This window comes from Geobacter psychrophilus, from assembly GCF_056821595.1.
Window position 1 is genome coordinate 1,026,536 of the sequence record NZ_JBXDTU010000004.1, and the last position, 24,037, is coordinate 1,050,572.

Sequence of the window (24,037 nt, forward strand, 5' to 3'; positions counted from 1 at the left end):
CACCAAGTTGCCTAATTTTTGAGCATATTAGCACAGCAGGTATAAATGGCAAGCGGAAAATATGAAATTTTTATTGCCAAGCGTGGGTTTTACGGTTTTAATGGCTACAATGGAATGATCGGAATGTACAGATAAGGAGAAGCATCATGTTTGGAATCGGCATGCCGGAACTCATCATTATCCTCGTTATTGCCCTGCTGGTGATCGGACCGCATAAACTGCCCGAGCTTGCCAAATCGCTGGGCAAGGGTCTGGCGGAATTCAAAAAGGCATCGGAAGACTTCCAGCGCAACATCCAGGAAGAGGCCCGCAAAACCGAGGAGAAGTCAACTCCACCGGCAGAGCAGGTTGCTGCAGCGGCACACACAGAGCACGTCGATACCTCAACCCAGAGTACCCAACAACCTGTTGAGAAGAAAGACCCGCCGCACCCATCGTAATCCTACATCAGCGAACTACTAGATATGCGTTTCATACAAGAAGAGCCGGGTCACCCCGGCTCTTCTCTTATACCTGCTTAACCGTAATACTAATCTGTTTGGGCTTGGTTTCTTCCTTCTTGGGCAGGGTAATGGTCAAAACCCCTTTTTCGCAGATGGCGGCCACATTCTCCTGATCGACCGTAGCCGGCAGACTGAAACTGCGCTGGAATGTACCGAAGTAGCGTTCAATTCGGTGATAATTCTCCTTCTTGACCTCCCCCTCATGTCTGCGTTCACCCCTGAGAGTAAGGGTATTTTCCTCGATCCGCACATCTATATCCTTCTGGTCGACATCCGGCAGCTCTGCCTTGATGATGATTGAATCAGCCGTTTCGTAGATATCGACCGCCGGCTGCCAGATCCCTTCCTTCAAATCCTCACCCGAAATATCATGATTCCAGGATACGTTGAGCAGCCGGTTCATCTGTTCCTGCATGGTGCGGAGTTCCCGCAGCGGGTTGTACTTGACTAGTGCCATGACCGTGTCCTCCCTGATTCATAAATTGACGAACTACTGCAACCCTTATGAATTAATAATAGTATCTATATACAGGATGTCAAGGTACACGCAGCTACTCCGAATCCGGTAACACCGGCTGTTTCTGCAGGCGCTTGTAATAAAAGTTCTGGCCATACAGCACGGCGATGGGGTTGTGTCCGGTAACACGGTCCTTGACGATCAGGGTTGTCACCGGGGCCTTGGAATGCTTGTTGAACAGCATGTCGTGACCGACGCACAGACCGACAATAATATTCATATCGGTTCCCAGCCGGTTACAGATCTCGGCCTGGGCGATCGGGTTGCAGGCCGGTTCAAACGTTCCCGGCCGGACCTTGTCGGTCTCGCTCAATCCAAGCTCCAGCTTGTCGATGCTGCCGGCCTTGCAGCAGACCGATTGCGGGTCAAACCCCTGCGCCCGCAGGATGGTCGCCAAGCGTTCGGATTCATCCAGCAGGCCGATGCAGGTGGCCATGCCGATCTTCTTGTAGCCCATCAGTTTTGCAAAGGCGATCGTATCCTCCACACGCGTCCAGCGGGCATTCACGACATCGCTGCCCGGAACGGGCTGATAGCAGAGACCCTCCACCCGGGCGGCTACGAAAGCGATGCGGGCGTCTTCACTGTCGCTGTGATACTCCGCGAAGCTGCTCTTGACGACATCTGCGTAGCTTCCTGACGGACAGTTGCCCGGTTTGGGCGGGGCAGTCTCCGGATCACCGCTCCAGCAATTGGTTGTTCCGCAGTTCTGCCAGACAGCAGCGCATTTTGCACATGAAACCGGTGTTTCGTCAGACATGTTGGGCCTCCGTAAAAAGTTAGTAATTACCCCGTCGCCATGCTGTGGTACAAAATATCTACATCACGGGACGTTTTCTCCAGATCCCTGCCGAGTTCGAGCAGGAAACCATCCAGGTCCGCAGCAATCTGTTTGCTGCTCAACTGTTTGAGCACATTCCAGGCATTCTCTTCCGAACGCCCCGGTGCGGTGGCCTGGGCAACGCCGCTGGCCGGTGTGGATGCCAGGCTGTAGAAATCGGCCAGACTGACAATTGCCGTCAGAAGCGGGTCTTCAGTGGCCAGTTCGGAGGTGTGATGGTAGGAGATGATATCACAGTACGCCGGAGGAAAGTTCCAGCGCTGGGCAAGACACAGTCCGACTTCACTATGGCTTGTGCCGAAGACTTCCACCTCGGCCTCGTAGGTTGTATAGGGCTTGCCGCTGATCATGGCCAGCATCTCACCGTACTCATCCTTGAAATAGTGTCCAAGAAAAACCTTGCCGATATCGTGGATTATGCCGACCAGATTGGCTTTTTCGGTATCGCGGTATCCGACCATGCCCGCAATACATCGGGAGATGGCCCCGACATTAAAGGAATGCATCCAGAACATCTTGATATCGAAGGGTTCTTCCCGGTCTTTAAAGGAGCCGACAAAGTAACTGGTCAGGATCATCTCGCGTACGCTCTTGAAGCCGAGAAAGAGCAGGGCCCTTTTGACCGAGGTTATCTCGGAATTCGGCCGGTACAGGGGCGAATTGACAACCCGGATCACCCGGGCAGCCAGCACCTGATCCGACAGCATCAGATCGGCAATGGCATCAGAATCGGCATCAACATCATCCAGCATGCCGACCACCTTCGATACAACCGCCGGAATTGCCGGGAGGTCATCCACATCCTTGACCAGTCTCCTGGCCTTTATCATCATTGATACCTTGTCCACGAACAATCCTTTCACATGGCGAACATTTTGTTGTTATAACGGGAACAGCCGGCAACAGACTGCAAGCCGTTACACTGACTTTATCAAACCGGCGGCTCCATCAATGTACAGAATTCATCCTCTGACAATACCGTTACACCCAGCTCCCTGGCCTTGACCAACTTGCTGCCCGCATCCTCACCTGCTATGACGTAACTTGTCTTCTTTGAGACTGATCCCACAGCAGTCCCGCCTTCGGTCTCGACCAGGCGCTGCGCCTCCTCGCGGGTAAATCGGGAAAGCGCTCCGGTGAAAACAAATGTTTTGCCCGTAAAGCGCCCGCCAACCTTTTTATGTTCTACAGCCGGTTTTACACCTGCTTCCAGCATCCGGCGGATGACGCCGATATTGTCCTGATTATCGAAGAAGGTGCGGATACTCTGGGCCACTGTCACGCCAATATCGCGGATGCTGACAAGCTCATCCAGTGTGGCTCGTTCGATCTGTTCCAGGCTACCGAAGGACTGGGCCAGTGACCTGGCGGTTCGTTCGCCCACATGGCGGATGCCGAGGGCGAAGATGAAACGCCCCAAATCCTGCAGCTTGCTCTTCTCGATGGCCGCCAGCAGATTCCCGGCCAGCTTGTCACCCATGCGCTCAAAGCGCATAAAATCGTCCTTTGTCAGACAATAGAGATCGGCGACGCTCTGAACCAATCCCAGCGCCAGAAGCTGCTCAACGAATTTATCTCCCAGGCCATCGATATCCATGGCATTGCGCGACGCAAAGTGAAGTATCGAGCGGTGAATTTGCGGGGGGCAAGCCAATCCCATGCAGCGAACCGCCACTTCATCGGCAATTCGCACAACCGGGGCACCGCATGCAGGACACTGTTCGGGCAGGGGCAGCGGTCTCTCGACCCCGCTGCGATGCTCCACCAGCACTTTGACAACGGCCGGAATAACATCACCCGCGCGCTCCACCAGCACGGTATCACCGATGCGGATATCCTTGAGGGCAATCTCATCCCAGTTATGCAGGGTGGCACGGGCTACGGTCACACCGGAAATCTCCACCGGACGGAGCTGCGCCACCGGGGTGATGACACCGGTCCGCCCGACAGACAGCAAAATGTCCTCCAGCAGCGTGACAGCCTGGCGCGGCGCAAATTTACAGGCCACAGCCCAGCGCGGGGAACGGCTCTTTTCGCCAAGTTCGCGCTGAAGATCAAAGGCATCGACCTTGATGACCGCTCCATCAATCTCGTAGGGCAGTGACTCGCGCTGCATCTGCAGCTTGTTGAAATAGTCAATTGCCCCGTCAATGCCTGCTTCACGGCGTACCAGCGGGTTGACCGGCAGCCCCCAATGTCTGATGGCAGTGAGAAACTCCTGTTGCGAGCCAAATTCCGCACCTTCGACAATGCCGGGGGCGTAGCAGAAAACAGAGAGCGGCCGCCGGGCGGTTACGCGCGGGTCCAGTTGCCGCAGGGAACCGGCGGCCGCGTTACGCGGGTTGGCAAAGGGAGGGTCACCGTTTTCCTCTTTTTCGCGATTGATCTGTTGAAAAGCGGCCAACGACAGGAATACCTCTCCGCGCACCTCCAGCAGTCGTGGGATGTTCCCCCCTGACAGTCGCAGCGGCAGAGAACGGATCGTACGGACATTTCCCGTCACATCTTCTCCGGTAATTCCATCTCCACGGGTGGACGCCGTCACAAGCATACCATCTTCGTAGACCAGTTCAACCGCCAGACCGTCTATTTTAGGCTCGCAGAGGTAGGTGATGCTCTGTTCCGGAGACAGGCCGAGAGTTTTTTTGACCCGCTGGTCAAAATCCCTGATATCGGTTTCAGAGGTGGCATTTTCGAGGGACAGCATGGGCAGGCGGTGCGGAACAGCAGAAAATGTTGTCAGAGGAAAGCCGCCGACACGCTGGGTGGGTGACTCGGACGTCACCAGCTCGGGAAACTGTCCTTCCAGAGCTTGCAACTCCCGGAAGAGGACGTCGTATTCGGCATCGGATATGGCCGGCGCATCCAGCACATAGTACAGATTGTTGTAGTGCTCCAGCAGGCGCCGCAGCTCGTCTATCCGTTTTATGGAAACTTCACGGGGATCGGTTGTTTCAAGAAGCGACAGTTGCATCGGTGGCCTTTTTCGATCTGGTTGACATCGGCACAGGGTACAGTATTATGCTCATAATTTCAACGAATCCCGACAACCTGGAACCAACATGAATCAGCTCCAGCTCGACTCCATCCGGCAATGGTTTGACACCTATGTCCGGACCTATGACGATATCGATGCAGACGGTATAAAAAATATTCTCCTCAAAGTCGAACACACCCGCAAGGTCTGCCAGGTCATGGAGATTCTGACCTCAGGTGAGGGGCTCTCTCCCGAGGACGCCCGCATTGCCGCCGCAACAGCGCAATTGCACGACGTGGGGCGCTTCCCCCAGTACCGCCGCTGGCGGACCTTTCGCGACAGCGACTCGGATAACCACGCCCGACTTTCCGTGGAGGTGATGCGGCAGGAGGGTGTCCTGGACGGCCTGCCTCCTGACGAGAGCACACTGATCGAAGAGGCGGTACGCTTTCATAACCTGCTGGAGGTACCGACACGATTAAAATCACCGACTGCGCTCTTCCTCAAGCTGATTCGCGATGCGGACAAGCTTGATATCTGGCGGGTATTCCTCGACTATTTCCAACAAGCGCCGGAACAGCGTGCTTCGGCAGTCAGCCTCGGCTTCCCGGATCTGCCCGAGGTTTCAGCGGCGTGCGTCACCACCCTTCTTTCCGCCCAGGTCGTTCATCTGGACACGGTCCGCACGCTCAATGATTTTAAGCTGCTGCAGATATCCTGGGTCTATGACCTGAATTTCCCCACATCCTACCGGTTGCTCAAAGAGCGTGGTTATGTCGAATCCCTGGCGGCCTCCCTGCCGCCGTCTGCAGATATCGACAGGGCAATACAGCGGGCCGTGGACCTGGTTGAATGCCGCGCACAGAGGTAGCAGCACGGCCTGCGGATCAGCCATAATCGCCTTGACAGCCTGCCACTTCAGTTACATTATTAATGCCTGTTCAAATAAACTCAGGAAGCAGGAGCATCCATGACACGCAGCGACTACAGGGTACCGCTTGAACAACTCCGTTGGACGTGCGATCCGGCCCTGTTTGACTTCAAAACAACAGAGGAACTGCCCGACCTCGATTACGCCATCGGTCAAAAACGGGCGCTGCGATCCATTGAATTCGGACTGGGTATGGAGGCAACCGGCTTCAACCTCTACATCGCAGGCGAGACCGGCACCAGCAGAACCTCTACCATTCGCAGTATCCTTAATAAACGTGCCCGCACAGAACCGAAGCCGAACGACCTGGTCTACGTCAATAATTTCAAGGATAACGATTCTGCCGTCTCCCTTTCGCTTCCGGCCGGCAGAGGCAGCGAACTGGCTGCAGACATGAAGGAACTGGTGGAGGCCTTTAAAAAAGACATCCCCAAGGCTCTGGAAAGTCCGGAGTATGAGGCCCGGCGCGCAGAGATACTCGATCAATATCAGAAAAGCAACAATGAGCTCTTCCAGATACTCGAGAAGGAGACGGGTGCACACGGTTTCGCCTTGCAGCGGACGGTATCCGGGCTGGTCGTTGTTCCGCTTAAAGGCGGCCGGAACTATACCCAGGAAGAATACGAGGCCCTGAGCACCAAAAAACGGGATAAACTCGACGAAACCGGGAAAAAACTGACCGAGAAACTGAACGAAGTGCTGCGGCGTGTACGCGACAATGAAAAAGCCACCAAAGACGCCCTGTTACAGGCTGATCGTGAATTGGGCATGTCCTGCCTGGGACACCGCCTTGATCCGCTCAGAGACAAATACACCGGGCTTGAGAAGGTTTTCAGCTATCTGGATGCGGTGCAGGAAGATATCATCAACAACCTGGACGATTTCAAGCCGCAGTCAGCCCAGCCACAGATCCCCGGGATAAAGATTCCACGCCAGGAGCCGACCTTTGAACGCTATGAGATCAACCTGCTGGTTGACAACAAGGAGTCCGAGGGGGCGCCGGTGGTCTTTGAGTCAAATCCCACCTACAACAACCTGTTCGGCCGCATTGAGCACGTCATGCAGTATGGCGGCGCGGCGGTAACGGATTTCACCATGATCCGCTCCGGGGCACTGCATCGTGCCAACGGGGGCTATCTGGTGATCGATGCCCGCGAGGTGTTGATTAATCCGTTTGTCTGGGATGCACTCAAACGCTGCATCCGCACCGGAGAAATCCGCATCGAGGACGTGCTGGAGCAGTACCGCTTCATGACCATGGTCACGCTCAAACCCGAAGCGGTACCGCTGCAGACAAAAATCATCATGATCGGCACCCCCTGGATCTACTACCTGTTATTTTACATGGACCCGGATTATCGCAAGTTTTTCAAGGTCAAGGCCGAGTTTGACAGCCGCGTTGCCCGCACCCCCGAGATCATGCGCGACTATGCCCTGTTCGTGGCTACCCACTGTCGCTGCGAGAACCTGCTGCACTTTGACCGCAACGGGATCGCCCGGCTGCTGGAGTACACCGCCCGCATGGTCGAGGACCAAAACAAATTATCTTCCCAATTCATGGAAATTGCCGATTTTATCCGCGAAGCCAGTTTCTGGGCCCGCAAAGACGGCCACGAAGTCGTAGGCGGTGCCGATGTACTGCGGGCAGCCGAGGAAAAACTCTATAGGGTCAACCGGATAGAGGAACGCATGCATGAACTGTATGAAGACGGCACGATCATGGTGGATACGGACAACGCGGTTGTAGGCCAGATCAACGGCCTGTCGGTGATCGGCCTGGGCGACCACACCTTCGGCCGCCCGACCCGCATCACGGCCAGGGTCTACACCGGCCAGGCCGGCATGGTCAATATCGAGCGCGAGGTCAAACTTTCGGGTCCGCTCCACGATAAAGGGGTCCTGATCCTGACCGGCTATCTGGGCGGAACCTTTGCAGCAGATCAGCCTCTGTCGCTTTCCGCATCGATCTGTTTCGAGCAATCCTATGACGGCATCGAAGGAGACAGCGCCTCTTCAACCGAACTGTACGCACTGTTATCGGCCCTGTCCGGCATTCCGATCAAACAGGGCATCGCCGTAACCGGCAGCGTCAACCAGCGTGGTATGGTCCAGCCGATCGGCGGCGTGAACTTCAAGATCGAGGGTTTTTTCGCCGTCTGCAAATCCCAGGGATTAACAGGACTGCAGGGGGTCATGATTCCTAAAGCCAATGAACGCCACCTGATGCTGGATGACGAGGTACTGGAGGCGGTTGCAGCAGGCAGGTTCCATATCTGGAGCGTGGAGACCATCGAACAGGGCATCGAAATCCTGACCGGCATGAAAGCCGGCGAACGCAGCAAACATGGGCTCTTTCCAAAGAATACGATTTTCCACCTTGTCAACAAACGACTGGCCGAAATGGCTGAGACAATGAACGAGCAAGAGCGGAAGAAAACGCAGAAAACACGTAAAACTGTCGCCAAGGTTATAAACAAATAGGATCGCAAGGGAGAGCTGCATATGGGAATTGCCTGGAGAGATTCACTTTCAATCGGGATTGAAGAGATCGACAACCAGCACAAGCAGTTGCTGTCGCATTTTGATCAGCTGCTGAAGGCCTGCGAAGCCGGTAAAGGGCTGGAGGAGCTGTCACGGCTGCTGAATTTTCTGGACGAGTATGTGGTCAAGCATTTCAACAACGAGGAAAGCATTCAGCGGCTGCGCAACTATCCCGGCTACGAAAACCACAAAAAGGAGCATGAATCGTTTGTCGCACGGTTGAAACTTCTCAAGCAGGAGATCAGCAGTGAAGGGGTTGCCCTTCATCACCTTATGGAAACCAACAACCTGCTGCTGAAATGGCTGATCCACCACATATCGACCGTTGATGTGCAATTGGGGATGTTTTTGAAGACGCTGGCAGTATAGGCGTACAAAAAGGCGTACAAAAAGGGTTTCGGTACTGAATGCGCCGTCACCCTTTTTGTTTTGTAGGTATCAGACACAATCCTCACGCCAGAGGCAGTCAGCCTGACCGCAACTGTTCGACTGACCGGTCTCAAAACAGACTGCGTTGTTTTCTGCCTGCTGGATAGCCCTCACAAGGTCTGCTTTCTTCATCTTGCCCGCCTTGATGTTGTGCTGTTTTGCTATCTCCCTGATTTCATCCAACTTCATATTGTCCTCCATTTCACCGTAAAATCTATTATTGAACCGGAATAATTTTATCGCTGTTTTCCCGCATTTCAAGTATTCGTTTAAAAAAATCGAAAAAAAAGGCAGGCGCGTTATGGCCTGCCTTCCGGATACAGATGATTGCGGTGGAAACTACACGCTGATCCCGGCAATGCGCTGAAGCGCTTCGCGGTACTTGGCAGCTGTTTTTTCGACGATTTCAGCCGGCAATGGCGGGGCCGGGGCGGTCTTGCCCCAGTCAAGTGTTTCCAGGTAATCGCGCAGGAACTGCTTGTCAAAACTTGGCTGAGGTCCGCCTGGCTTGTACTGGTCCTGGGGCCAGAATCGGCTGGAATCCGGAGTCATGCACTCGTCGATAATGATCAGCTTCCCTTCAAACACGCCAAACTCAAACTTTGTATCGGCAATGATGATGCCCTTGGCAGCGGCGATGTCGCGGGCCCGGGAATAGATCTTCAGGGTATAGTCACGGGCCTGTTCTGCCAATTCGCGTCCACACTCGACGGCCATCTGCTCAAAGGAGATGTTTTCATCGTGAGTACCCAATTCGGCCTTGGTAGAAGGGGCAAATATGGGTTCAGGCAGACGGTCGGATTCTTTCAGCCCTTCCGGCAGGCGGATACCACAGATGGAACCGGTGGCTTTGTAATCCTTCCAGCCGGAGCCGGAAATATAGCCGCGAACGATACACTCGGCAGCCAGCGGCTTAGCCTTCTTAACCCACATAGAGCGGCCCTTCAGCACGTCGGCATACGGCTGACAAACGGCAGGGTAATCAGCCACATCCATCGAGATGATATGATTGGGGACGATATCCTCCATCTGGCGAAACCAGAATGCGGAGAACTGGGTCAGTACAAAACCCTTGTCCGGTATTGGCTCGTTCATGATGACATCAAACGCCGAAATACGATCCGAGGTTACCAACAAGAGTGTATCGCCCAGATCGTAAATATCCCGCACCTTGCCGCGGGTGATCAGGTTCAGGCCGGGAAAATCAGTCTGCATTACGAGTTGTGACATAATCGTTCTCCTATTTATCAGCGGTCAGTGCCGGGTTGATTTCGATCTTGGCCTGGGTCCTGCGTTCCTTGATCCATGCTGCCAGAGCATCTTCCTGCTTTTTGGGCAGAATTCTCTTTTTCAACTCTTCCTTTGACTTTTCAAAATCAGCCCTGGGAGCTTCCACGCGCTGTTTGAGACGCACCGCATACCAGCGGATGCCGACCTTGAAGGGGGTACCGATTGCCGGGGCAGCGGAGGTCAGCTTGAAGGCAGCATCCATCAACTCGGGAGAGGTTCCGATGGATGGCACATCACCCTTTGCCGAATACCCGAAACTGCCGCTGGTCTGGGTCTTGAGCGCTGCCTTGGCAACAAGCTGTTTGGCCGCATCTTCCGCTTTCTTTTTTGCCAGATCCAAAGACTTGGCAGCCTTGGCCTTCTGCTCGACAGCGGCTTTAATTTCTGCCATTGGCGGTACGACCGACTCCTTACGTTCGCTCACTTTAATGATATAGATGCCCTTGGCGGTCTCTACCGGGCCACCCAGCTCACCCTGTTTCAACTCAAAGGCTTTTTTGATGACAACAGCCTCTCCGGCCAATGCTGCAGCTGGAGCACTGGCTGCGAACAGCGAGGTATCCTGAATTTTAAGGCCCAGCTGACCAGCAACCAGTTTCAGGTCACCGGACTTGATATTTTTGTAGAGTGTGTCCGCGGCCAGCTCGAAAGAGTGCTTGGCAGCCTTCTGACGAAGGGCGGCAGCCCTGGCCTGATTCTTGACATCCTTGAGCGGCTGGATGCCGTCTTTTCCCTGGAATTTATCGATGTTTTTCTGATAGTAGGTCTGGATTTCATCCTCTGTCACCGTCATCTTGGCAGCCTGAGCAGCGGGATCCAGAAGGATATATGAGATGGCAATCTTCTCCGGCGTTTTGAATTCGGCCTGGTTTTTCTGCACATACTCAGTCAGCTCTGCCTCAGTCAGCTTGACCTCACCAATCACATCGGAAGGTGCATAGGAAACATACTCCAGGTCGATCTTGTCATTTTCCTTTTTGAATTGAGCCAGGGCGTCTTCCTCACTCACCACAACCTTGTCCTTGATCGCCTGGCGGGTCTTTTTAAGGATCAATTCGTTTTTCTGGCCTTCTTCGAAATCCTTGGGCGTCATGCGATTGCTTTTCAGGAGCTGTTGATACAGATCAAAACTGAAAGCACCGTCTTTCTGGAATGTTGGCATGGCAGCTATGGCATTTGTGACATCTTCCTTGGAAACCTTGATGCCCATGCCCTTGGCTTCCTTCATGATCAGCAGATTGTCGATCAGACCGTCCAGGGCCACCTGCTTCAACCCGAGCGTCTTCTCTATCTCTGCTGGCAGCGACTGTCCGTAAATCTGCTGATACACGTTTCGTATGCGCTGGTAGGCATTCTGGTACTCATCCAGAGATATCTTGCGACCATCCACTTTGGCGGCATACCCGCTGCTTCCACCCATGCCGCTTCTGCCTTCCCCCCATACCAGGAACATGGTGCCGATAAACGAGAGTACAATGATAACAAAGACTATCTTGATGATAATCGAGTTCTTTTTCTTGCGCATAAGATCCAGCATAGCCGAGTAGCTCCTTGATCGCTTGGTTTTCTTGTAAAGCGCCGCTACATGCGGCACGAAAGGCGAATACTACTATACGTTCCGGTTGATTGCAAGCGCTTGTTTAAAGCCCTGCACCGCAGGCACACCCAGCAACAGCGCAACGACTCCATATTTACAAAGCACCATTACCTGTGCTACCGTCCGCCGCACGACCATTCCTTAACATCGAACCCTGATACACAGGATAAGTGCGTTAACGAAGTTAGTTTCTGTGACAGAACGCAGAGAAAAACTTCTAACTTACTAACAGAGGTTATCGCAATGGAACTCAGCTTTTCACGCACAAACCCCCAGGTTGACCAGCTCATCAACCAACTCATCGAGACTGCCGGCGGCATCCATCAACCTCAGATTATTCGCGAAATGATTATATCGTCGCTTAAAATCGGCCAGGAAACCGACTACCAGGCTGATCTGAAACTGATCAATCGCACCCTGCGGGAGATGCGCTATACCGCCCAGGTGTTCGGCCCCTACCGCAATCGTAAAAAGGTCACAATCTTCGGGTCTGCCCGTACGGAACCACAGGATGAAATGTACCTGAAATGCGTCCGCTTCAGCCGCCAGCTGGCAGACAAGGGCTACATGATCATCACCGGCGGAGGCCCCGGCATCATGCAGGCGGGCAACGAAGGCGCCGGAAGCGAAAACTCGTTTGCAGTCAATATTCGCCTCCCTTTTGAACAGAAACCCAATCCGATCATGTACCGCAACCCAAGACTGGTTACCTATAAATATTTTTTCAACCGCAAGGTCGCCTTCGTCAAAGAAGCCGATGCAGTTGCAGTCTTTCCAGGCGGTTTCGGCACACTGGACGAGGCCATGGAGGTCTTTACCCTGATCCAGACCGGCAAAACATCACCCAAGCCCCTGATACTGGTGGATGACAATGAGGGCTATTGGGAACGTTTTTTCAAATTCGTCAAAGAAAGCCTACTGGTAAAGGGCTTCATCTCCGGTGAAGATTTTTCTCTTTTCACCGTTACCAAGGATGAACAAGAAGCGATCGAGGTAATCGATACATTTTATCGCGTCTATCACTCCTTACGCTTTATTGAAAACTGCCTTGTTATACGTCTCAACAAATCATTATCTCCCGAAAATATTGCAACACTGGAAGATGAGTTCTCCGAACTTATCGGAGCAGGTGATCAGATTCGCTGTTGCGGACAGTTCCCCGAAGAACATGACGAACCGGACCTAGCGGCACTGCCGCGCATCTCATTACTATTCGACCACCACCACTATGGACTGCTGGTCGCTTTCATTAACCGCATCAACACCTTCTGATCAATGATTTCCAACGGACGGACACCCCCTTCATTCATTGACAAGGGGCCGGCCATGCCTTATAGTTCGACCATCTCATTTTACCTGGAATGCCATGCAGGACCTTAAACACCTATCCCGAAAAAAACGCACTCCCGGCTTCGGTTTTTTGGACTTCGGCCGCAGCAACAGAAAGATCATGCGCTCCGAAGAACGCCCTTCTCCGCACCTTTCACATCCCACCGGTAAACGTCGCGAACAGCTGAAGCATTTTCTGATTTTTACGGCAATCGCACTGGCACTGACACCGGTTTCCGTATTGATTTTCAAGAAGGCAGCCTCCGTGTCCACAACATCGATGTCCTGGCTGCGCTTACAAATGACTCCGTCGCCCAAGGTCGCCGAGGCAGCCAAGCAACCGCCTGTCAGCACGTTCGTTCTAGCCAGTTCCCTGCTCGAAGAGGCCGCCGGTCCGGACGACCAGCTGACAGCCAGGACTGCAGAGGGACATATACTTCATTACACCGTCCGCGGTGACCTGCAAAAACGTGTTCACGATTTCATGGCCCAGTATCAGGTCCCATACGGGGTGTTTGTTGCAATAGAACCTGCCAGCGGACGCATCCTCGCCATGACATCCTATTCCTCCGTCGACCCGGCCTGGTCGAAAAGCGCGTACTTTGACCTGTATCCGATGGCCTCGTTATTCAAGATAATTACAGCTTCTGCTGCCCTGGAGAGCAGAAAAATCACTCCCGAGACCGTCATAGAATTCCGCGGCAACTCGTATTCGGAGAATCCGCGCTACTGGGATATCAGCCCCAGAGGGAAAAACAACCGTTTGGATGTGACCTATGCCATGGGAAAATCGATCAATCCCGTCTACGGGCGACTGGCCTGTGACATCGCCGGCAAGGCATCGATCATGGAGTGTGCCAACAGGTTCGGTTTCAACCAGTCATTGCTGCCCGGCACCTCTGTCAAGGAAAGCAAGGCAACCGAACCGCAGAGCAACCATGAACTCATGCTGATGGGTGCGGGTCTTGACCATGAAGTCAAGATTTCTCCCCTCCACGCTGCTGTCATGATGGCAGCGATCGCCAATGGTGGAAAAATGATGGTCCCCGGATTGACCGACAGCATCTCCGACGGGAAAGGCAGCGATAAAGAACGATTTGTACCACAGGAGCTGCGAAGTCTGGTATCTTCCGAAACAGCAACGGCCCTGACGCGTATGCTTTCCAGCACCGTTACGAGCGGTACGTCCCGGCGGGCCTTTCATGACAGACGGGGTCGACCGCTGCTGAACGTTCCAATCGCCGCAAAAACAGGATCCATAGACGGCAGTGACCCACGCGGACATTATTCATGGTTTGCCGCCTTTGCACCGGCACAAAATCCGCGCATCGCACTGGTGGCGCTGGTAATCAATCAGGATAAATGGAGAATTAAATCGGCACAGGTAGGAGAACAGGCGCTGGAAGAGTTTTTCAACCAGTGATCAGGCGGGATCGGCAACGGGTTGCTTGCTGATATACAACCCCTCTTGAATCTGGTAAGTTTTCAGGCTCAATTTCCCCGCCGCCATCTCACCATAGGTGAACTGCTCCATCCAGTCTCCCAGGGAAAGAACCATAAACCGGGGGGTGTCGAGCTCTTCATACAGGGACAGATGAAAGTGTCCGGTGACCAGGCCCTCACAACCCTGTTTACGGACGGTACGGGCAAAGGTGCGGATAATATCCCGGTAGTCCCAACGCCGGAGATTGGCCTGATAACCGGCACGGCTGGCGCGCTGCAGGCTTTCCCTGATCCGCAGCGCAAACGCTGGCGGTACATAGTTGAGGGCCAAGGCCGCCAGACGGTTGTGCAGGAGCAGGCGCAACAGGCGATAGGCCCGGTCGCGACGGTTGATCTGGTCTCCATGGCAGAGAAACAGCCGACGACCCTGCACAGTCATGACAGCTGGTCCGATGTGGACATCAGCTCCGAGCTGCTGCTGGAAAACAGGCCCCATGTGAAAATCATGATTGCCCTCGAAATACACCAGTCGACAGCCGCTGTTCACCAATGCTTGAAGCGCATCCAGCACTTCATCATACTGCCTGAACGGGTTGGAGGGAAAGCCCAGCCAGAAATCGAACAGGTCACCCATAATGTACAGGGTTTCCGTGTTGCCTTCCAGCTCATGAAGAAACTGCAGCAGAAGACGGTAATTGGGCTCATCAGGAGCAGTCAGATGGGCATCGGCAAGAAAGATCGTACGCATGGCGGGGATTGTGCTGTCACTCCCCGCAGATGTCAATAGAGAAGAAAGGGTAGCAGATATGGCTTTTGTACATAATGTGGAAATTGCCTGGGACGAACTGATGGACGCCTTTGCGAGCGGAACCGGCGATCGCATATATTTTCTTGATCGTTTCACCGGCGAGGTTTTTTTTATCTCCGCAGCCTTAGAAGATGAGGATTTCTGGCGTCAGATCGAAACCAACAAAGACCGTTTTCTGGAAATCCCCCGTTTTGACTACAGCACCGAACGACAGATCATGACCGGCTTCATTGGATCGATCGAAAACAATGACCTGAAGAACCTCCTGTGCGGTTCATTGGGCGGCAGGAAAACCTTCGGCAACAGCACTGACATCCTGGCCTTCTTTCCCGATGAGCATGAAAAACTACTTGAAATGAAGGACCAATTCGTCACAAGCAGGGTAAAATACTGGCTCGAGGAGAACAACCTGTTTACCGTCGAGGCGGGCAGCATGTCTTCACTGCGGATCTGAGGTTCTCATGCACCACACGCATCACCCCCGCAACGACTACGGCAAACTGATCGCCACCATCCTGCTGCTCTGTCTGCTGGCTGCAGCCGGGTACGCCCTGCAGCACACCATCTCCTGTTTCCTGCTTTCCTGGATCATCGCCTATCTGCTGGATCCGCTGGTGGTAAAAGCGGAAGAGCGCGGCATGAAACGCATGTTGGCACTGACTCTGCTCTACGTTGTGCTCGGCGTTCTGACCGTTTTTTTCCTGACTTTCCTGGTACCCAAATTTACCATGAGCTGGGACGCCTTTCTCCGCGACCTGCCGCAGTATCTCCAGAAGATCAAGCAGATCACCATGGAATGGAAATCCCGCATTCCCGACCGCTACGGCTCGGAGGAGATCCAGTGGCTGCTTGACAAGGTATCGGCCAATGTCGACACCACGGCCGAAAAGGCCGGCACGTGGGCATACGGTTTTGCCGGGCGGATTTTCTTCAACCTTTTCAACATTGTCCTCTCGCCTATTCTGGTGTTCTTCATGCTGTACTACAAGCAGACCGTCATCGAGACCCTGGCTTCATGGATTCCGGAACAGAGCCGCGACATCATCCTGGGAATCGGTCAGGAGGTCAACAGCAGCATCGGCGGCTATATGCGCGGCCAGGTAATTGTATCCATAATCGTTGCCCTGCTGGTATCATTGGCGCTCTTTGTCATTAACATCCCCCATCCGATTTTTTGCGGTATATTTGCCGGTGCTGCATCGATCCTGCCGTTTATCGGCGTGATCATCGCCATCCTGCCGGCGCTGTTTTTCGCCTGGTTTCAATATCAAAGTGCAGCGGTGCTGATTAAAACCGCCATTGCATTCAGTGTGATTTACTTTCTGGAAGGGTACATCGTCAAGCCGCTGGTATTTAAAAGATCAATGGATCTCAATCCCCTGGTGACCATTATCATGGTCATGGCACTGGGAGAATTGCTCGGTTTCTGGGGCATTCTGCTGGCGCTACCCATCGCCGCGGCCATCAAAATCACCTGGAGGCATGCCATCAAGGGTGATTTCAGCCACCAGTAACCGAGTGTCAAATGAGAGGTCAGAAAACCATTGGATACTGAAAGTACATATGTTTCCCCGGAACCTGCAGGAGAGTTGACGTTCGGTGTCCGCGGCCTGCACTGTGCATCCTGCGTAGGCACACTGGAAAAGAAACTGCTGGAAAATCCGGCCATTTCAACCGCCATCGTCAACCTCGCCGCCGAGAGCGGTTATGTCCGTTTCGACACCGCACGACTTACCCCCTCCAACATCTTTGCTCTCGTCCACGCAGCCGGTTATACACCGGTAGAAATGCGTGACTCGGCAACGGCCGCTCACGATGACCTGCAAACCCAGCGCAACTGGCTGATCTTCGCTCTGGCAGCCGCCCTGCCGATCATGCTCACCATGGGCATGCACAGCAACCGTGCCGTCATGCAGCTGAATCTGCTTCTGGCCACGTCCGTGCAGTTTTCAGCCGGTCTGACCTTTTATCGCGGCGCCTGGTCCGCCCTGAAAAACCGCAGCGCCAACATGGATGTACTGATTGCTCTGGGAACCTCGGCAGCCTATTTTTATTCATTGCTGGCCTATTTCGGCCTGCTCGGGCCCCATCGCGAGGTGTTCTTCGAAACATCGGCCATGCTGATTGCCTTCATTCGCCTGGGCAAGTATCTGGAAGCACGTGCACGCGGCAAAGCCGGCGACGCATTGAAGAAGCTTCTGCATCTGCAGGCCGATAAGGCCCGGCTGGTTACGGACAAGGGGGAAGAGGATGTTCCGGCATCCATTATCAGGGTGGGTGATGTGGTACTGGTACGGCCCGGCGAGACAATTCCGGTTGACGGCGAAGTCATCGACGGCAGCGGTACGGTTGATGAGGCCATGGTCACCGGCGAATCCATGCCGATCCGGAAAAATCAGGGGGACAACGTCACCGGAGCTACCATCAACAGGAGCGGTGTCCTGCGGGTACGGGCCACCCGCGTGGGCGAAGCAACCCTGCTGGCCCAGATCGTCAGGATGGTGCGCGACGCCCAGGGGGACAAGGCCCCCATCCAGCGTTTTGCTGACGCTGTATCAGCCTGGTTTGTACCACTTGTCATCATTCTTGCGCTGGCAACCTTTTTCATCTGGTTTTCAGCCCTTCATGCCGGATTTCTACCCGCATTCCGATATGCTATTGCCGTAATCGTGATCGCCTGCCCCTGTGCCATGGGACTGGCCACTCCGACCGCCATCATGGTTGGAAGCGGAATCGCCCTGGGCTGTGGCATTCTGGTAAAAAAAGGATCGGTACTTGAGACCATCTCAAACATGCAGGTGCTTCTCCTGGATAAAACCGGCACCCTGACCACCGGCACCCCGATCATGACCGATCTGTTTCCGGTGTCACGCAGCATCGACCCGGCGAAACTCCTGGAATGCCTGGCAACAGCTGAAGCCCATTCCAGCCATCCTCTGGCCCAGGCATCGGTCGCAGCCGCCACAGAGGCAGGGATTCAACCCGGAGAGGCCCATGACTTCGAGGAGCGCGGCGGTTACGGGATCACCTGCAGCTATGAAGGTTTTCGTCTGGCGGTCGGCAATGAACGATTGATGGAAGAAGCCGGCATCGACTGCAGCGCGCTGGCTGAAAAGGCCGAGCAGCTGACAGCAGATGGCAAATCACTGATTTTCGTCGCCGTCGGCACAAAGCTGGTGGGTATGGCAGCCTTTGGCGACACCCTCAAAGCCAATTCGGCTATGGCAGTCAAAGAGTTCAGGCGCATGGGGATCCGTACCTGCATGATCACCGGCGACCACGCCGATGTTGCCAAAATTGTGGCACAACAGGCCGGTGTGGACAGCTTCGAAGCCGAGGTGCTGCCGGCCCGCAAACAGGAAGTCGTCAAGGAATTTCAACAGCGCGGCATGATCACCGGGATGGTCGGCGATGGCATCAATGATGCTCCGGCCCTGGCCCAGGCCGAAATCGGTATCGCCATCGGCGGCGGCACGGATGTGGCCAAGGAAACCGGCGATATCGTGCTGATGCGTGACGACCTGATGGACGTCGTCCGGGCCATCACCATCGGCCGGGCAACATTGAGCAAGGTCAAACAGAACCTGTTCTGGGCACTGGTGTACAATATCCTTGGCATCCCGATAGCAGCCGGACTGCTCTCTCGCTATGGAATCACACTCAAACCCGAATACGCCGGCCTGGCCATGGCATTTTCATCGGTTTCGGTGGTTCTGAATTCGATGATGTTAAAACGCATCAAACACGAACTCTAACCAGGAGATACCACATGAAAGTCACCGCATTCAACGGAAGTCCCCGCGCAGCAGGCAACACCTCGATCCTGATCAATCACGTGTTCACGGCATTGCAGAATGAAGGCATCGAAACCGAGATGGTCCAGGTCGGCGGACAGCTGATGCATGGCTGCATTGCCTGCTACCAGTGTTTTGAACGCAAGGACAAGCGCTGTGCACTGAACGACGATTGCACCAACAGTTGTATTGAAAAGATGCTGGGATCCGACGGGATCATTATAGGTTCACCGACCTATTTTGCGGCCCTGACTCCCGAGACCAAGGCTTTGATCGACCGCTGCGGCATGGTTTCCCGCGCCAATGGGGACATGTTCAGGCGCAAGGCCGGAGCAGCTGTCGTGGCTGAACGACGCGCCGGTGCCATCAATGTATTCGATACCATCAATTATTTTTTCACCATCGGCCAGATGATCATTCCTGGCTCCAACTACTGGAACGTCGGGGTCGGACGCAACATAGGTGATGTGGAACAGGATGAAGAGGGTGTCAATACCATGAAGGTGCTGGGAGAGAATATGGCCTGGCTGCTGAAGAAAATCGCGGGCTAGGATATCGGGGTGAGGCAGCCCCCACCCCGACGGCAATCGCTTACAATAGTTCCTGCACCGCCTTGACGACCGCAGCGTAATCCGGTTCGCTGGTCACTTCCGGAACAATCTGAATGTATCGAATCGTGTCATTGGCATCTACCACAAAGATGGCCCGGGTCAGCAGCAACAGCTCTTTGATAAGTACGCCGTAATTCTGACCGAAGGAACGTTCCCGGTAATCTGACAACGTGATGACCTTATCGATGCCGGCAGCTCCGCACCAGCGTTTCTGGGCAAAGGGCAGGTCCAGACTGACGGTCAGAACAAGCACGTCACCCGGCAGTCCGGCGGCTTCCTGGTTGAAACGGCGGGTTTCGGTGTCGCAGACCGGCGTATCCAGCGATGGCACGGCGCTGATGATCCTGATCTTGCCGGCTGAACTTGCCAGCGTAACCGGAGCCAGACCGTTGTCAACCAGGGCGAAGTCAGGGGCCTTGTCACCGACCTTTAATGCGGGGCCGAGCAGGGTAAATGGGTTGCCTTTGAATGTGATAATACCGGAGCGTTCGCTCATACTGTATACCTCCTCTGAAGTTATGCCTTTGTTGCGGTAGTGTACGACTTCCTCGGGAAAATGCAACCAGTGGCTATGTACGGATGCGGATTATTTCCAGAAACTGCATGACAAGCCGATAGGTAAGCCCCCACAGGACCGGTTTATCGGACTGCGGCAGCACAATTGCCGGCACGTTCAGTGTTGTGCCTGAAAAACCGACTGTTGCGGTCTGGTTAAGTTCCGGCCTGAGAATATCCGACAGCCTGACCCAGAAGACATCCCGCACCTCCGGGTTCATGATCGGCTGAAGCGCAGGCGTCACGACCCCATAGGCAAAACACGACACCCGGACAGGAAGATTGGCCCCGATGATATCGGACATCCGGCCGAGGTAGCGCTCCGTTCCCAGGTCAAGACCGATCTCTTCCCGGGTCTCCCGTTCAGCGGCCTGACGGGCCTGCTCACCCGGTTCAACCTTTCCGCCAGGGAATGCCAGGTGCCCGGACCAGGGATCTCTCGCATCGGTTGCACGCTCGATAAACAAGATTTCCAGATCGCCGGGCAATTCGCGCAGAATCATCGCCACTGCGGCACGGGTGCGCCCTTCAGCATACTGTTTTTTCAGCCTGTGGCGGCTGAAATGTTCTGCGACCTCCAGCAGTGAATGCTGGTTATGCGGCTGTCCGGGAATCATGGCCTTGTCCTCAGATGTTTTGAGCACATCCTTTACGAAATGCGGTTCGAACGTCAAGCAAAAACATACTGCCATCCGGCTTCATCAAGTTTCGAAAGAGATTCCGTCACGTTTTTTTTCAAGGTCACAATCTAGAGTGAAAGGCACCGTATCATGCCCGAGAATAGAAAACATGAACGTTTTGAGGTTCCGCTTGAAATTCGTGTCACCTGGCCGGGCCAGGCGCAACGGGTAGGTGTCACCAAGGATTTTAGCGATGGTGGTGCATTCCTGATGGTTGTTTTTGAAGCTGCGCCACCACCTGACACAATCATGGAGCTCCAGCTGACATCCCAGGTAATGGGACAGGACGCGCCCATCCTCAGGGGACGCGTTATCAGGACGGCTGCAGACGGGATTGCCTTTGAATTCATCCCTTCACCGGAAGAGTAGTATCCCATGCCCCAGGCACTGCTTTTATTTGTTCTGTTCATAACAGGTCTGACAGCAGGACTGGTGGATTCAATCGCCGGCGGAGGCGGATTGATAACCATTCCGGTACTGCTCGGGATCGGTCTGCCGCCCCAGGTTGCACTGGGCACCAACAAGCTGCAGGCCAGTTTCGGATCAGGCAGCGCCATGCTGACCTTTATTCGCTCCAATACCGTCAGGCTGGGCGACTGCGGTGAGGGTATCGCCTTCACTGCCCTGGGGTCATGCCTTGGCACCTGTACCATTCAACTGCTTGATCCCGCATTTCTTCGTCTCATGATACCATGGCTGCTGGTAGCAATTGCGGTCTATACCCTGCTCACACCGCGCCTGGGTCAGGTGGATGTCCACCCCCGCATGCAGTTCGGGGCGTTCTTTTTCCTGGCCGGACTGACGCTGGGGTTTTACGACGGTTTCTTTGGTCCTGGCACCGGTTCCTTCTGGGTAATGGCGCTCATGCTCGGTCTTGGCTTCAACATGACCAAGGCCACCGGTTATACCAAGGTCATGAATTTTACCAGCAATTTTGCCTCGCTGGTTCTGTTTCTGGCAGGCGGTTATGTGCTCTGGCGTGAAGGACTGGTGATGGGCGTTGGCCAGTTCATCGGCGCCAGAATCGGCTCCCGTCTGGTCATACGCAGGGGAACCCGGTTCATTCGGCCGGTATTTATCACCATGGTGCTGCTTATCACCGCCAAGCTGCTTTGGCAGAATTACCACTAAGCCGTCGGAATAAAATAGCTGTTACATATACATGGTGATAACGGCATAAGGAGCCGTAACGAAATCACAAAAATGTAACTGTTATTTCGTAACGGCTCCTAAGGAGATTTATATGAAAATGAGAATACTGATGGTTTTCCTGGCAGCAGCCATGCTGGCAGGCTGCTCTTCCGGTGATAAGAAGGCGGCCGAGCTTCTTGACACTGCCGCTTTTGAAGAAAAGCAGAACAACTTCGAGCATGCAACCAAGCTGTATGACGAGATCATCAGGAAGCACCCCGGTTCACAGGCGGCAAAAGATGCCGCAGCGCGTCTGGATGCCCTGAAAAACCGGAAACCCTGATGTCCCGTGTGCCCCGCGTTTCCATCCTTATGCCGGTACGCAATGAAGAACGCTATCTGACTGCGGCGCTAGATTCGCTCTTTCGGCAAACTTTTTCAGAGTGGGAACTGGTCGCCGTGGATGATGGGTCCGGTGATGCTACACCCGCCATGCTGGAAACAGCCTGCCGACGCGACTCCAGGATACGCGTCATACGCCTGAAAGGCGACGGTCTTGTTGCGGCCCTTAACGCCGGTTTGACCTTCTGCCGGGCACCATTGGTGGCTCGTATGGATGGTGACGACATCTGTCACCCCCGCCGGCTTGAATGCCAGACTGCATTCCTCGATAGGCACCCGGATATCGGCTTGGCTGCCTGCAACTTCCGGCACTTTCCGCGCACGCATCTCAAACAGGGCATGCTGGCGTACGAGTCCTGGCAGAATGGTCTGGACTGTCATGATCTGATTCTTCGTGACCGTTTTGTGGAATCGCCATTTGTCCATCCCAGTATTGTCACACGGCGCACGTTGATCACTTCTGTTGGTGGCTTCCGTGACATGGGGTGGCCCGAAGATTATGACCTTTGGTTGCGAATGGCTGATGCGGGGGTGCGCTTTGCACGCCTTCCGGAAGAGCTTTTTTTCTGGCGCGATCACCCTGAGCGGGCAACGCGGGTCATGGATGAATATGCCGTCGCCGCGTTTCGCGCCTGTAAACTCCACCACCTGCTGCAGGGCTACCTTAAAGACACCCGCGATGTGGTCATTGCCGGCGCCGGCCTGGAAGGACGCGCATGGCAGCGCCTGCTGGCGGAAGCTGGAATCAGCGTCTCGAAGTGGATCGACGTAGACCAGCGAAAGATCGGCAGGGTGCTGCATGGCGCTGAGGTTGCCGGAACCAGCCAGCTTCGGGAAGCAAACTGCAAGATACTGGTTGCAATCGGGGTACGGGGTGCCCGTGAACAGCTTAGGACACTGGTTCACCCTCTGGGACTCACGGAAGGACTCGATTATATCTGCGTTGCCTGATACAAGCAGACAATATCTTACTGGAGGTACATCATGATACATCGTTTACTTTGCGCTGCCATCTGCGCTTCTTTTGCAGCATCACCGGTGTATGCAAAGGACGATCTGCTGGAAAAGATCAAACTTCTCGAACAACAGATTCAGGAGCTTAAATCGCTGAAGGAGCAGCAGAGCATCAGTGTGCAGAAAACTGATCAGTGCCTGAAAGCCACTGCACGTGAAAAGTTCTGCACGTGCATCGGCAGCAACCTTCCGCGAGAGGTCAGCTTCGAACAGTATGTGCATACCCTGGTCACACCCAAAGAAGCACTTGGCTACACCGGCATGACCCGGGAGCAGAAAATTTCCATCGATGCCACCCTGGAAGTGCGTGACAAATGCATCGAGAAGGGGTTTTTCAAATGACTCCGAATCGCGAAGAACTGGCATTATCCGTTGTGGAAGCTGATTGGAGCTGTCTGCGGGCCCACCTGGAACGGGGCGGGCTTATCGTCGTGGCCCCTGACCTGGATCTGTTGAGCGTAGCCATGTGCGTTGCCGGAGATGATGCCTTGAGCATTCAACACTGGATCAGCGCTGGCAAGCTGGCGAAACCGTCTGAGACTCAGATTCGGGCGTGGAATGCGGATACGTCCAAATTATTTTCCATGCTGATTACCAGCCCATATGTCCTGATTCAGGAACTGCCGACAATCTTTCAATAGGGC

General features: G+C 54.3%; 26 protein-coding genes. 16 read left to right on the top strand and 10 right to left on the bottom strand.

What is annotated here, in order from left to right:
* Window positions 1-146 precede the first annotated feature (146 nt).
* Window positions 147-440 carry a TatA/E family twin arginine-targeting protein translocase gene (locus ACOCF6_RS07100; RefSeq protein WP_482459689.1) on the top strand — a complete coding sequence of 98 codons (294 nt, stop codon included), beginning with the start codon at window positions 147-149 and terminating at the stop codon, window positions 438-440.
* 67 nt (window positions 441-507) lie between these two features.
* Here the strand turns inward: ACOCF6_RS07100 and ACOCF6_RS07105 are convergent, their stop codons facing one another.
* The 4 genes from ACOCF6_RS07105 to ligA all read right to left on the bottom strand — a co-directional run bounded on the left by ACOCF6_RS07105 (window position 508) and on the right by ligA (window position 4,835).
* Window positions 508-960, bottom strand: a complete 453-nt coding sequence (locus ACOCF6_RS07105) for an Hsp20/alpha crystallin family protein (protein WP_482459690.1) — start codon at window positions 958-960, stop codon at window positions 508-510.
* 94 nt (window positions 961-1,054) lie between these two features.
* Complete coding sequence (locus tag ACOCF6_RS07110; RefSeq protein WP_482459691.1) at window positions 1,055-1,780, bottom strand: DUF1847 domain-containing protein; 726 nt, start codon at window positions 1,778-1,780, stop codon at window positions 1,055-1,057.
* A gap of 26 nt (window positions 1,781-1,806) precedes the next feature.
* On the bottom strand, window positions 1,807-2,709 hold the full coding sequence (locus ACOCF6_RS07115) for an HDOD domain-containing protein (protein ID WP_482459692.1): 903 nt from the start codon (window positions 2,707-2,709) through the stop codon (window positions 1,807-1,809).
* An 83-nt stretch (window positions 2,710-2,792) separates the two neighbouring features.
* Window positions 2,793-4,835, bottom strand: a complete 2,043-nt coding sequence (gene ligA, locus ACOCF6_RS07120) for an NAD-dependent DNA ligase LigA (protein WP_482459693.1) — start codon at window positions 4,833-4,835, stop codon at window positions 2,793-2,795.
* Window positions 4,836-4,923: 88 nt separating this feature from the next.
* Here ligA and ACOCF6_RS07125 point away from each other — a divergent pair, with 88 nt between their 5' ends.
* From ACOCF6_RS07125 to ACOCF6_RS07135, 3 genes are all read left to right on the top strand, one after another.
* Window positions 4,924-5,709, top strand: a complete 786-nt coding sequence (locus ACOCF6_RS07125) for an HD domain-containing protein (protein WP_482459694.1) — start codon at window positions 4,924-4,926, stop codon at window positions 5,707-5,709.
* A 99-nt stretch (window positions 5,710-5,808) separates the two neighbouring features.
* The gene (locus ACOCF6_RS07130; RefSeq protein WP_482459695.1) at window positions 5,809-8,250 is read left to right on the top strand and encodes a Lon protease family protein; all 2,442 of its coding nucleotides are present in this window, start codon (window positions 5,809-5,811) and stop codon (window positions 8,248-8,250) included.
* A gap of 21 nt (window positions 8,251-8,271) precedes the next feature.
* Window positions 8,272-8,679: a bacteriohemerythrin gene (locus ACOCF6_RS07135; RefSeq protein ID WP_482459696.1), complete on the top strand. Its 408-nt coding sequence runs from the start codon at window positions 8,272-8,274 to the stop codon at window positions 8,677-8,679.
* A 69-nt stretch (window positions 8,680-8,748) separates the two neighbouring features.
* Here the strand turns inward: ACOCF6_RS07135 and ACOCF6_RS07140 are convergent, their stop codons facing one another.
* The 3 genes from ACOCF6_RS07140 to ACOCF6_RS07150 all read right to left on the bottom strand — a co-directional run bounded on the left by ACOCF6_RS07140 (window position 8,749) and on the right by ACOCF6_RS07150 (window position 11,566).
* Window positions 8,749-8,928, bottom strand: a complete 180-nt coding sequence (locus tag ACOCF6_RS07140) for a Rho termination factor N-terminal domain-containing protein (RefSeq protein WP_482459697.1) — start codon at window positions 8,926-8,928, stop codon at window positions 8,749-8,751.
* 150 nt (window positions 8,929-9,078) lie between these two features.
* Entirely contained in the window at window positions 9,079-9,969 is an 891-nt protein-coding gene (locus tag ACOCF6_RS07145) for a phosphoribosylaminoimidazolesuccinocarboxamide synthase (protein ID WP_482459698.1), read from the bottom strand.
* 10 nt (window positions 9,970-9,979) lie between these two features.
* Window positions 9,980-11,566 carry a SurA N-terminal domain-containing protein gene (locus ACOCF6_RS07150; RefSeq protein ID WP_482459699.1) on the bottom strand — a complete coding sequence of 529 codons (1,587 nt, stop codon included), beginning with the start codon at window positions 11,564-11,566 and terminating at the stop codon, window positions 9,980-9,982.
* A 303-nt stretch (window positions 11,567-11,869) separates the two neighbouring features.
* Between ACOCF6_RS07150 and ACOCF6_RS07155 the strand changes: the two genes are divergently transcribed.
* Entirely contained in the window at window positions 11,870-12,898 is a 1,029-nt protein-coding gene (locus tag ACOCF6_RS07155) for an LOG family protein (protein ID WP_482459700.1), read from the top strand.
* 94 nt (window positions 12,899-12,992) lie between these two features.
* Window positions 12,993-14,378 carry a penicillin-binding transpeptidase domain-containing protein gene (locus ACOCF6_RS07160; protein WP_482459701.1) on the top strand — a complete coding sequence of 462 codons (1,386 nt, stop codon included), beginning with the start codon at window positions 12,993-12,995 and terminating at the stop codon, window positions 14,376-14,378.
* Here the strand turns inward: ACOCF6_RS07160 and ACOCF6_RS07165 are convergent, their stop codons facing one another.
* On the bottom strand, window positions 14,379-15,146 hold the full coding sequence (locus ACOCF6_RS07165) for a UDP-2,3-diacylglucosamine diphosphatase (RefSeq protein WP_482459702.1): 768 nt from the start codon (window positions 15,144-15,146) through the stop codon (window positions 14,379-14,381).
* Window positions 15,147-15,204: 58 nt separating this feature from the next.
* On the opposite strand from ACOCF6_RS07165, the gene ACOCF6_RS07170 reads away from it, so the two are divergent.
* The 4 genes from ACOCF6_RS07170 to ACOCF6_RS07185 all read left to right on the top strand — a co-directional run bounded on the left by ACOCF6_RS07170 (window position 15,205) and on the right by ACOCF6_RS07185 (window position 19,551).
* A complete protein-coding gene (locus ACOCF6_RS07170; RefSeq protein WP_482459703.1) occupies window positions 15,205-15,660 on the top strand; it encodes a UPF0158 family protein in 456 nt (151 codons plus the stop codon).
* A 7-nt stretch (window positions 15,661-15,667) separates the two neighbouring features.
* Window positions 15,668-16,720, top strand: a complete 1,053-nt coding sequence (locus tag ACOCF6_RS07175) for an AI-2E family transporter (protein WP_482459704.1) — start codon at window positions 15,668-15,670, stop codon at window positions 16,718-16,720.
* A 75-nt stretch (window positions 16,721-16,795) separates the two neighbouring features.
* Window positions 16,796-18,961: a heavy metal translocating P-type ATPase gene (locus ACOCF6_RS07180; RefSeq protein WP_482459705.1), complete on the top strand. Its 2,166-nt coding sequence runs from the start codon at window positions 16,796-16,798 to the stop codon at window positions 18,959-18,961.
* A 14-nt stretch (window positions 18,962-18,975) separates the two neighbouring features.
* Window positions 18,976-19,551, top strand: a complete 576-nt coding sequence (locus ACOCF6_RS07185) for a flavodoxin family protein (protein ID WP_482459706.1) — start codon at window positions 18,976-18,978, stop codon at window positions 19,549-19,551.
* 40 nt (window positions 19,552-19,591) lie between these two features.
* Here the strand turns inward: ACOCF6_RS07185 and tpx are convergent, their stop codons facing one another.
* Window positions 19,592-20,107, bottom strand: coding sequence for a thiol peroxidase (tpx, locus tag ACOCF6_RS07190; protein WP_482459707.1), 516 nt, complete (start codon window positions 20,105-20,107; stop codon window positions 19,592-19,594).
* Between the two features lie 73 nt (window positions 20,108-20,180).
* Window positions 20,181-20,858, bottom strand: a complete 678-nt coding sequence (locus ACOCF6_RS07195) for an NUDIX hydrolase (protein WP_482459708.1) — start codon at window positions 20,856-20,858, stop codon at window positions 20,181-20,183.
* 78 nt (window positions 20,859-20,936) lie between these two features.
* Between ACOCF6_RS07195 and ACOCF6_RS07200 the strand changes: the two genes are divergently transcribed.
* From ACOCF6_RS07200 to ACOCF6_RS07225, 6 genes are all read left to right on the top strand, one after another.
* On the top strand, window positions 20,937-21,215 hold the full coding sequence (locus ACOCF6_RS07200; protein ID WP_482459709.1) for a PilZ domain-containing protein: 279 nt from the start codon (window positions 20,937-20,939) through the stop codon (window positions 21,213-21,215).
* A gap of 6 nt (window positions 21,216-21,221) precedes the next feature.
* Window positions 21,222-21,977 carry a TSUP family transporter gene (locus ACOCF6_RS07205; protein ID WP_482459710.1) on the top strand — a complete coding sequence of 252 codons (756 nt, stop codon included), beginning with the start codon at window positions 21,222-21,224 and terminating at the stop codon, window positions 21,975-21,977.
* Between the two features lie 112 nt (window positions 21,978-22,089).
* On the top strand, window positions 22,090-22,320 hold the full coding sequence (locus ACOCF6_RS07210) for a lipoprotein (protein ID WP_482459711.1): 231 nt from the start codon (window positions 22,090-22,092) through the stop codon (window positions 22,318-22,320).
* Window positions 22,320-23,330, top strand: a complete 1,011-nt coding sequence (locus ACOCF6_RS07215; protein ID WP_482459712.1) for a glycosyltransferase — start codon at window positions 22,320-22,322, stop codon at window positions 23,328-23,330. Before ACOCF6_RS07210 ends, ACOCF6_RS07215 begins: the two co-directional genes overlap by 1 nt.
* Window positions 23,331-23,363: 33 nt before the next feature.
* The gene (locus ACOCF6_RS07220) at window positions 23,364-23,735 is read left to right on the top strand and encodes a hypothetical protein (RefSeq protein ID WP_482459713.1); all 372 of its coding nucleotides are present in this window, start codon (window positions 23,364-23,366) and stop codon (window positions 23,733-23,735) included.
* Window positions 23,732-24,034 carry a DUF2288 domain-containing protein gene (locus ACOCF6_RS07225; RefSeq protein WP_482459714.1) on the top strand — a complete coding sequence of 101 codons (303 nt, stop codon included), beginning with the start codon at window positions 23,732-23,734 and terminating at the stop codon, window positions 24,032-24,034. The genes ACOCF6_RS07220 and ACOCF6_RS07225 overlap by 4 nt, the downstream gene beginning before the upstream one ends.
* The last annotated feature ends 3 nt before the right edge of the window (window positions 24,035-24,037 follow it).

Coding starts and splice junctions, on each gene's coding strand:
- ACOCF6_RS07100 (WP_482459689.1), top strand. CDS start 147: ATGTTTGGAATCGGCATGCCGGAACTCATCATTATCCTCGTTATTGCC.
- ACOCF6_RS07105 (WP_482459690.1), bottom strand. CDS start 960: ATGGCACTAGTCAAGTACAACCCGCTGCGGGAACTCCGCACCATGCAG.
- ACOCF6_RS07110 (WP_482459691.1), bottom strand. CDS start 1,780: ATGTCTGACGAAACACCGGTTTCATGTGCAAAATGCGCTGCTGTCTGG.
- ligA (WP_482459693.1), bottom strand. CDS start 4,835: ATGCAACTGTCGCTTCTTGAAACAACCGATCCCCGTGAAGTTTCCATA.
- ACOCF6_RS07125 (WP_482459694.1), top strand. CDS start 4,924: ATGAATCAGCTCCAGCTCGACTCCATCCGGCAATGGTTTGACACCTAT.
- ACOCF6_RS07130 (WP_482459695.1), top strand. CDS start 5,809: ATGACACGCAGCGACTACAGGGTACCGCTTGAACAACTCCGTTGGACG.
- ACOCF6_RS07135 (WP_482459696.1), top strand. CDS start 8,272: ATGGGAATTGCCTGGAGAGATTCACTTTCAATCGGGATTGAAGAGATC.
- ACOCF6_RS07140 (WP_482459697.1), bottom strand. CDS start 8,928: ATGAAGTTGGATGAAATCAGGGAGATAGCAAAACAGCACAACATCAAG.
- ACOCF6_RS07145 (WP_482459698.1), bottom strand. CDS start 9,969: ATGTCACAACTCGTAATGCAGACTGATTTTCCCGGCCTGAACCTGATC.
- ACOCF6_RS07150 (WP_482459699.1), bottom strand. CDS start 11,566: ATGCTGGATCTTATGCGCAAGAAAAAGAACTCGATTATCATCAAGATA.
- ACOCF6_RS07155 (WP_482459700.1), top strand. CDS start 11,870: ATGGAACTCAGCTTTTCACGCACAAACCCCCAGGTTGACCAGCTCATC.
- ACOCF6_RS07160 (WP_482459701.1), top strand. CDS start 12,993: ATGCAGGACCTTAAACACCTATCCCGAAAAAAACGCACTCCCGGCTTC.
- ACOCF6_RS07165 (WP_482459702.1), bottom strand. CDS start 15,146: ATGCGTACGATCTTTCTTGCCGATGCCCATCTGACTGCTCCTGATGAG.
- ACOCF6_RS07170 (WP_482459703.1), top strand. CDS start 15,205: ATGGCTTTTGTACATAATGTGGAAATTGCCTGGGACGAACTGATGGAC.
- ACOCF6_RS07175 (WP_482459704.1), top strand. CDS start 15,668: ATGCACCACACGCATCACCCCCGCAACGACTACGGCAAACTGATCGCC.
- ACOCF6_RS07185 (WP_482459706.1), top strand. CDS start 18,976: ATGAAAGTCACCGCATTCAACGGAAGTCCCCGCGCAGCAGGCAACACC.
- tpx (WP_482459707.1), bottom strand. CDS start 20,107: ATGAGCGAACGCTCCGGTATTATCACATTCAAAGGCAACCCATTTACC.
- ACOCF6_RS07195 (WP_482459708.1), bottom strand. CDS start 20,858: ATGGCAGTATGTTTTTGCTTGACGTTCGAACCGCATTTCGTAAAGGAT.
- ACOCF6_RS07200 (WP_482459709.1), top strand. CDS start 20,937: ATGCCCGAGAATAGAAAACATGAACGTTTTGAGGTTCCGCTTGAAATT.
- ACOCF6_RS07205 (WP_482459710.1), top strand. CDS start 21,222: ATGCCCCAGGCACTGCTTTTATTTGTTCTGTTCATAACAGGTCTGACA.
- ACOCF6_RS07210 (WP_482459711.1), top strand. CDS start 22,090: ATGAAAATGAGAATACTGATGGTTTTCCTGGCAGCAGCCATGCTGGCA.
- ACOCF6_RS07215 (WP_482459712.1), top strand. CDS start 22,320: ATGTCCCGTGTGCCCCGCGTTTCCATCCTTATGCCGGTACGCAATGAA.
- ACOCF6_RS07220 (WP_482459713.1), top strand. CDS start 23,364: ATGATACATCGTTTACTTTGCGCTGCCATCTGCGCTTCTTTTGCAGCA.
- ACOCF6_RS07225 (WP_482459714.1), top strand. CDS start 23,732: ATGACTCCGAATCGCGAAGAACTGGCATTATCCGTTGTGGAAGCTGAT.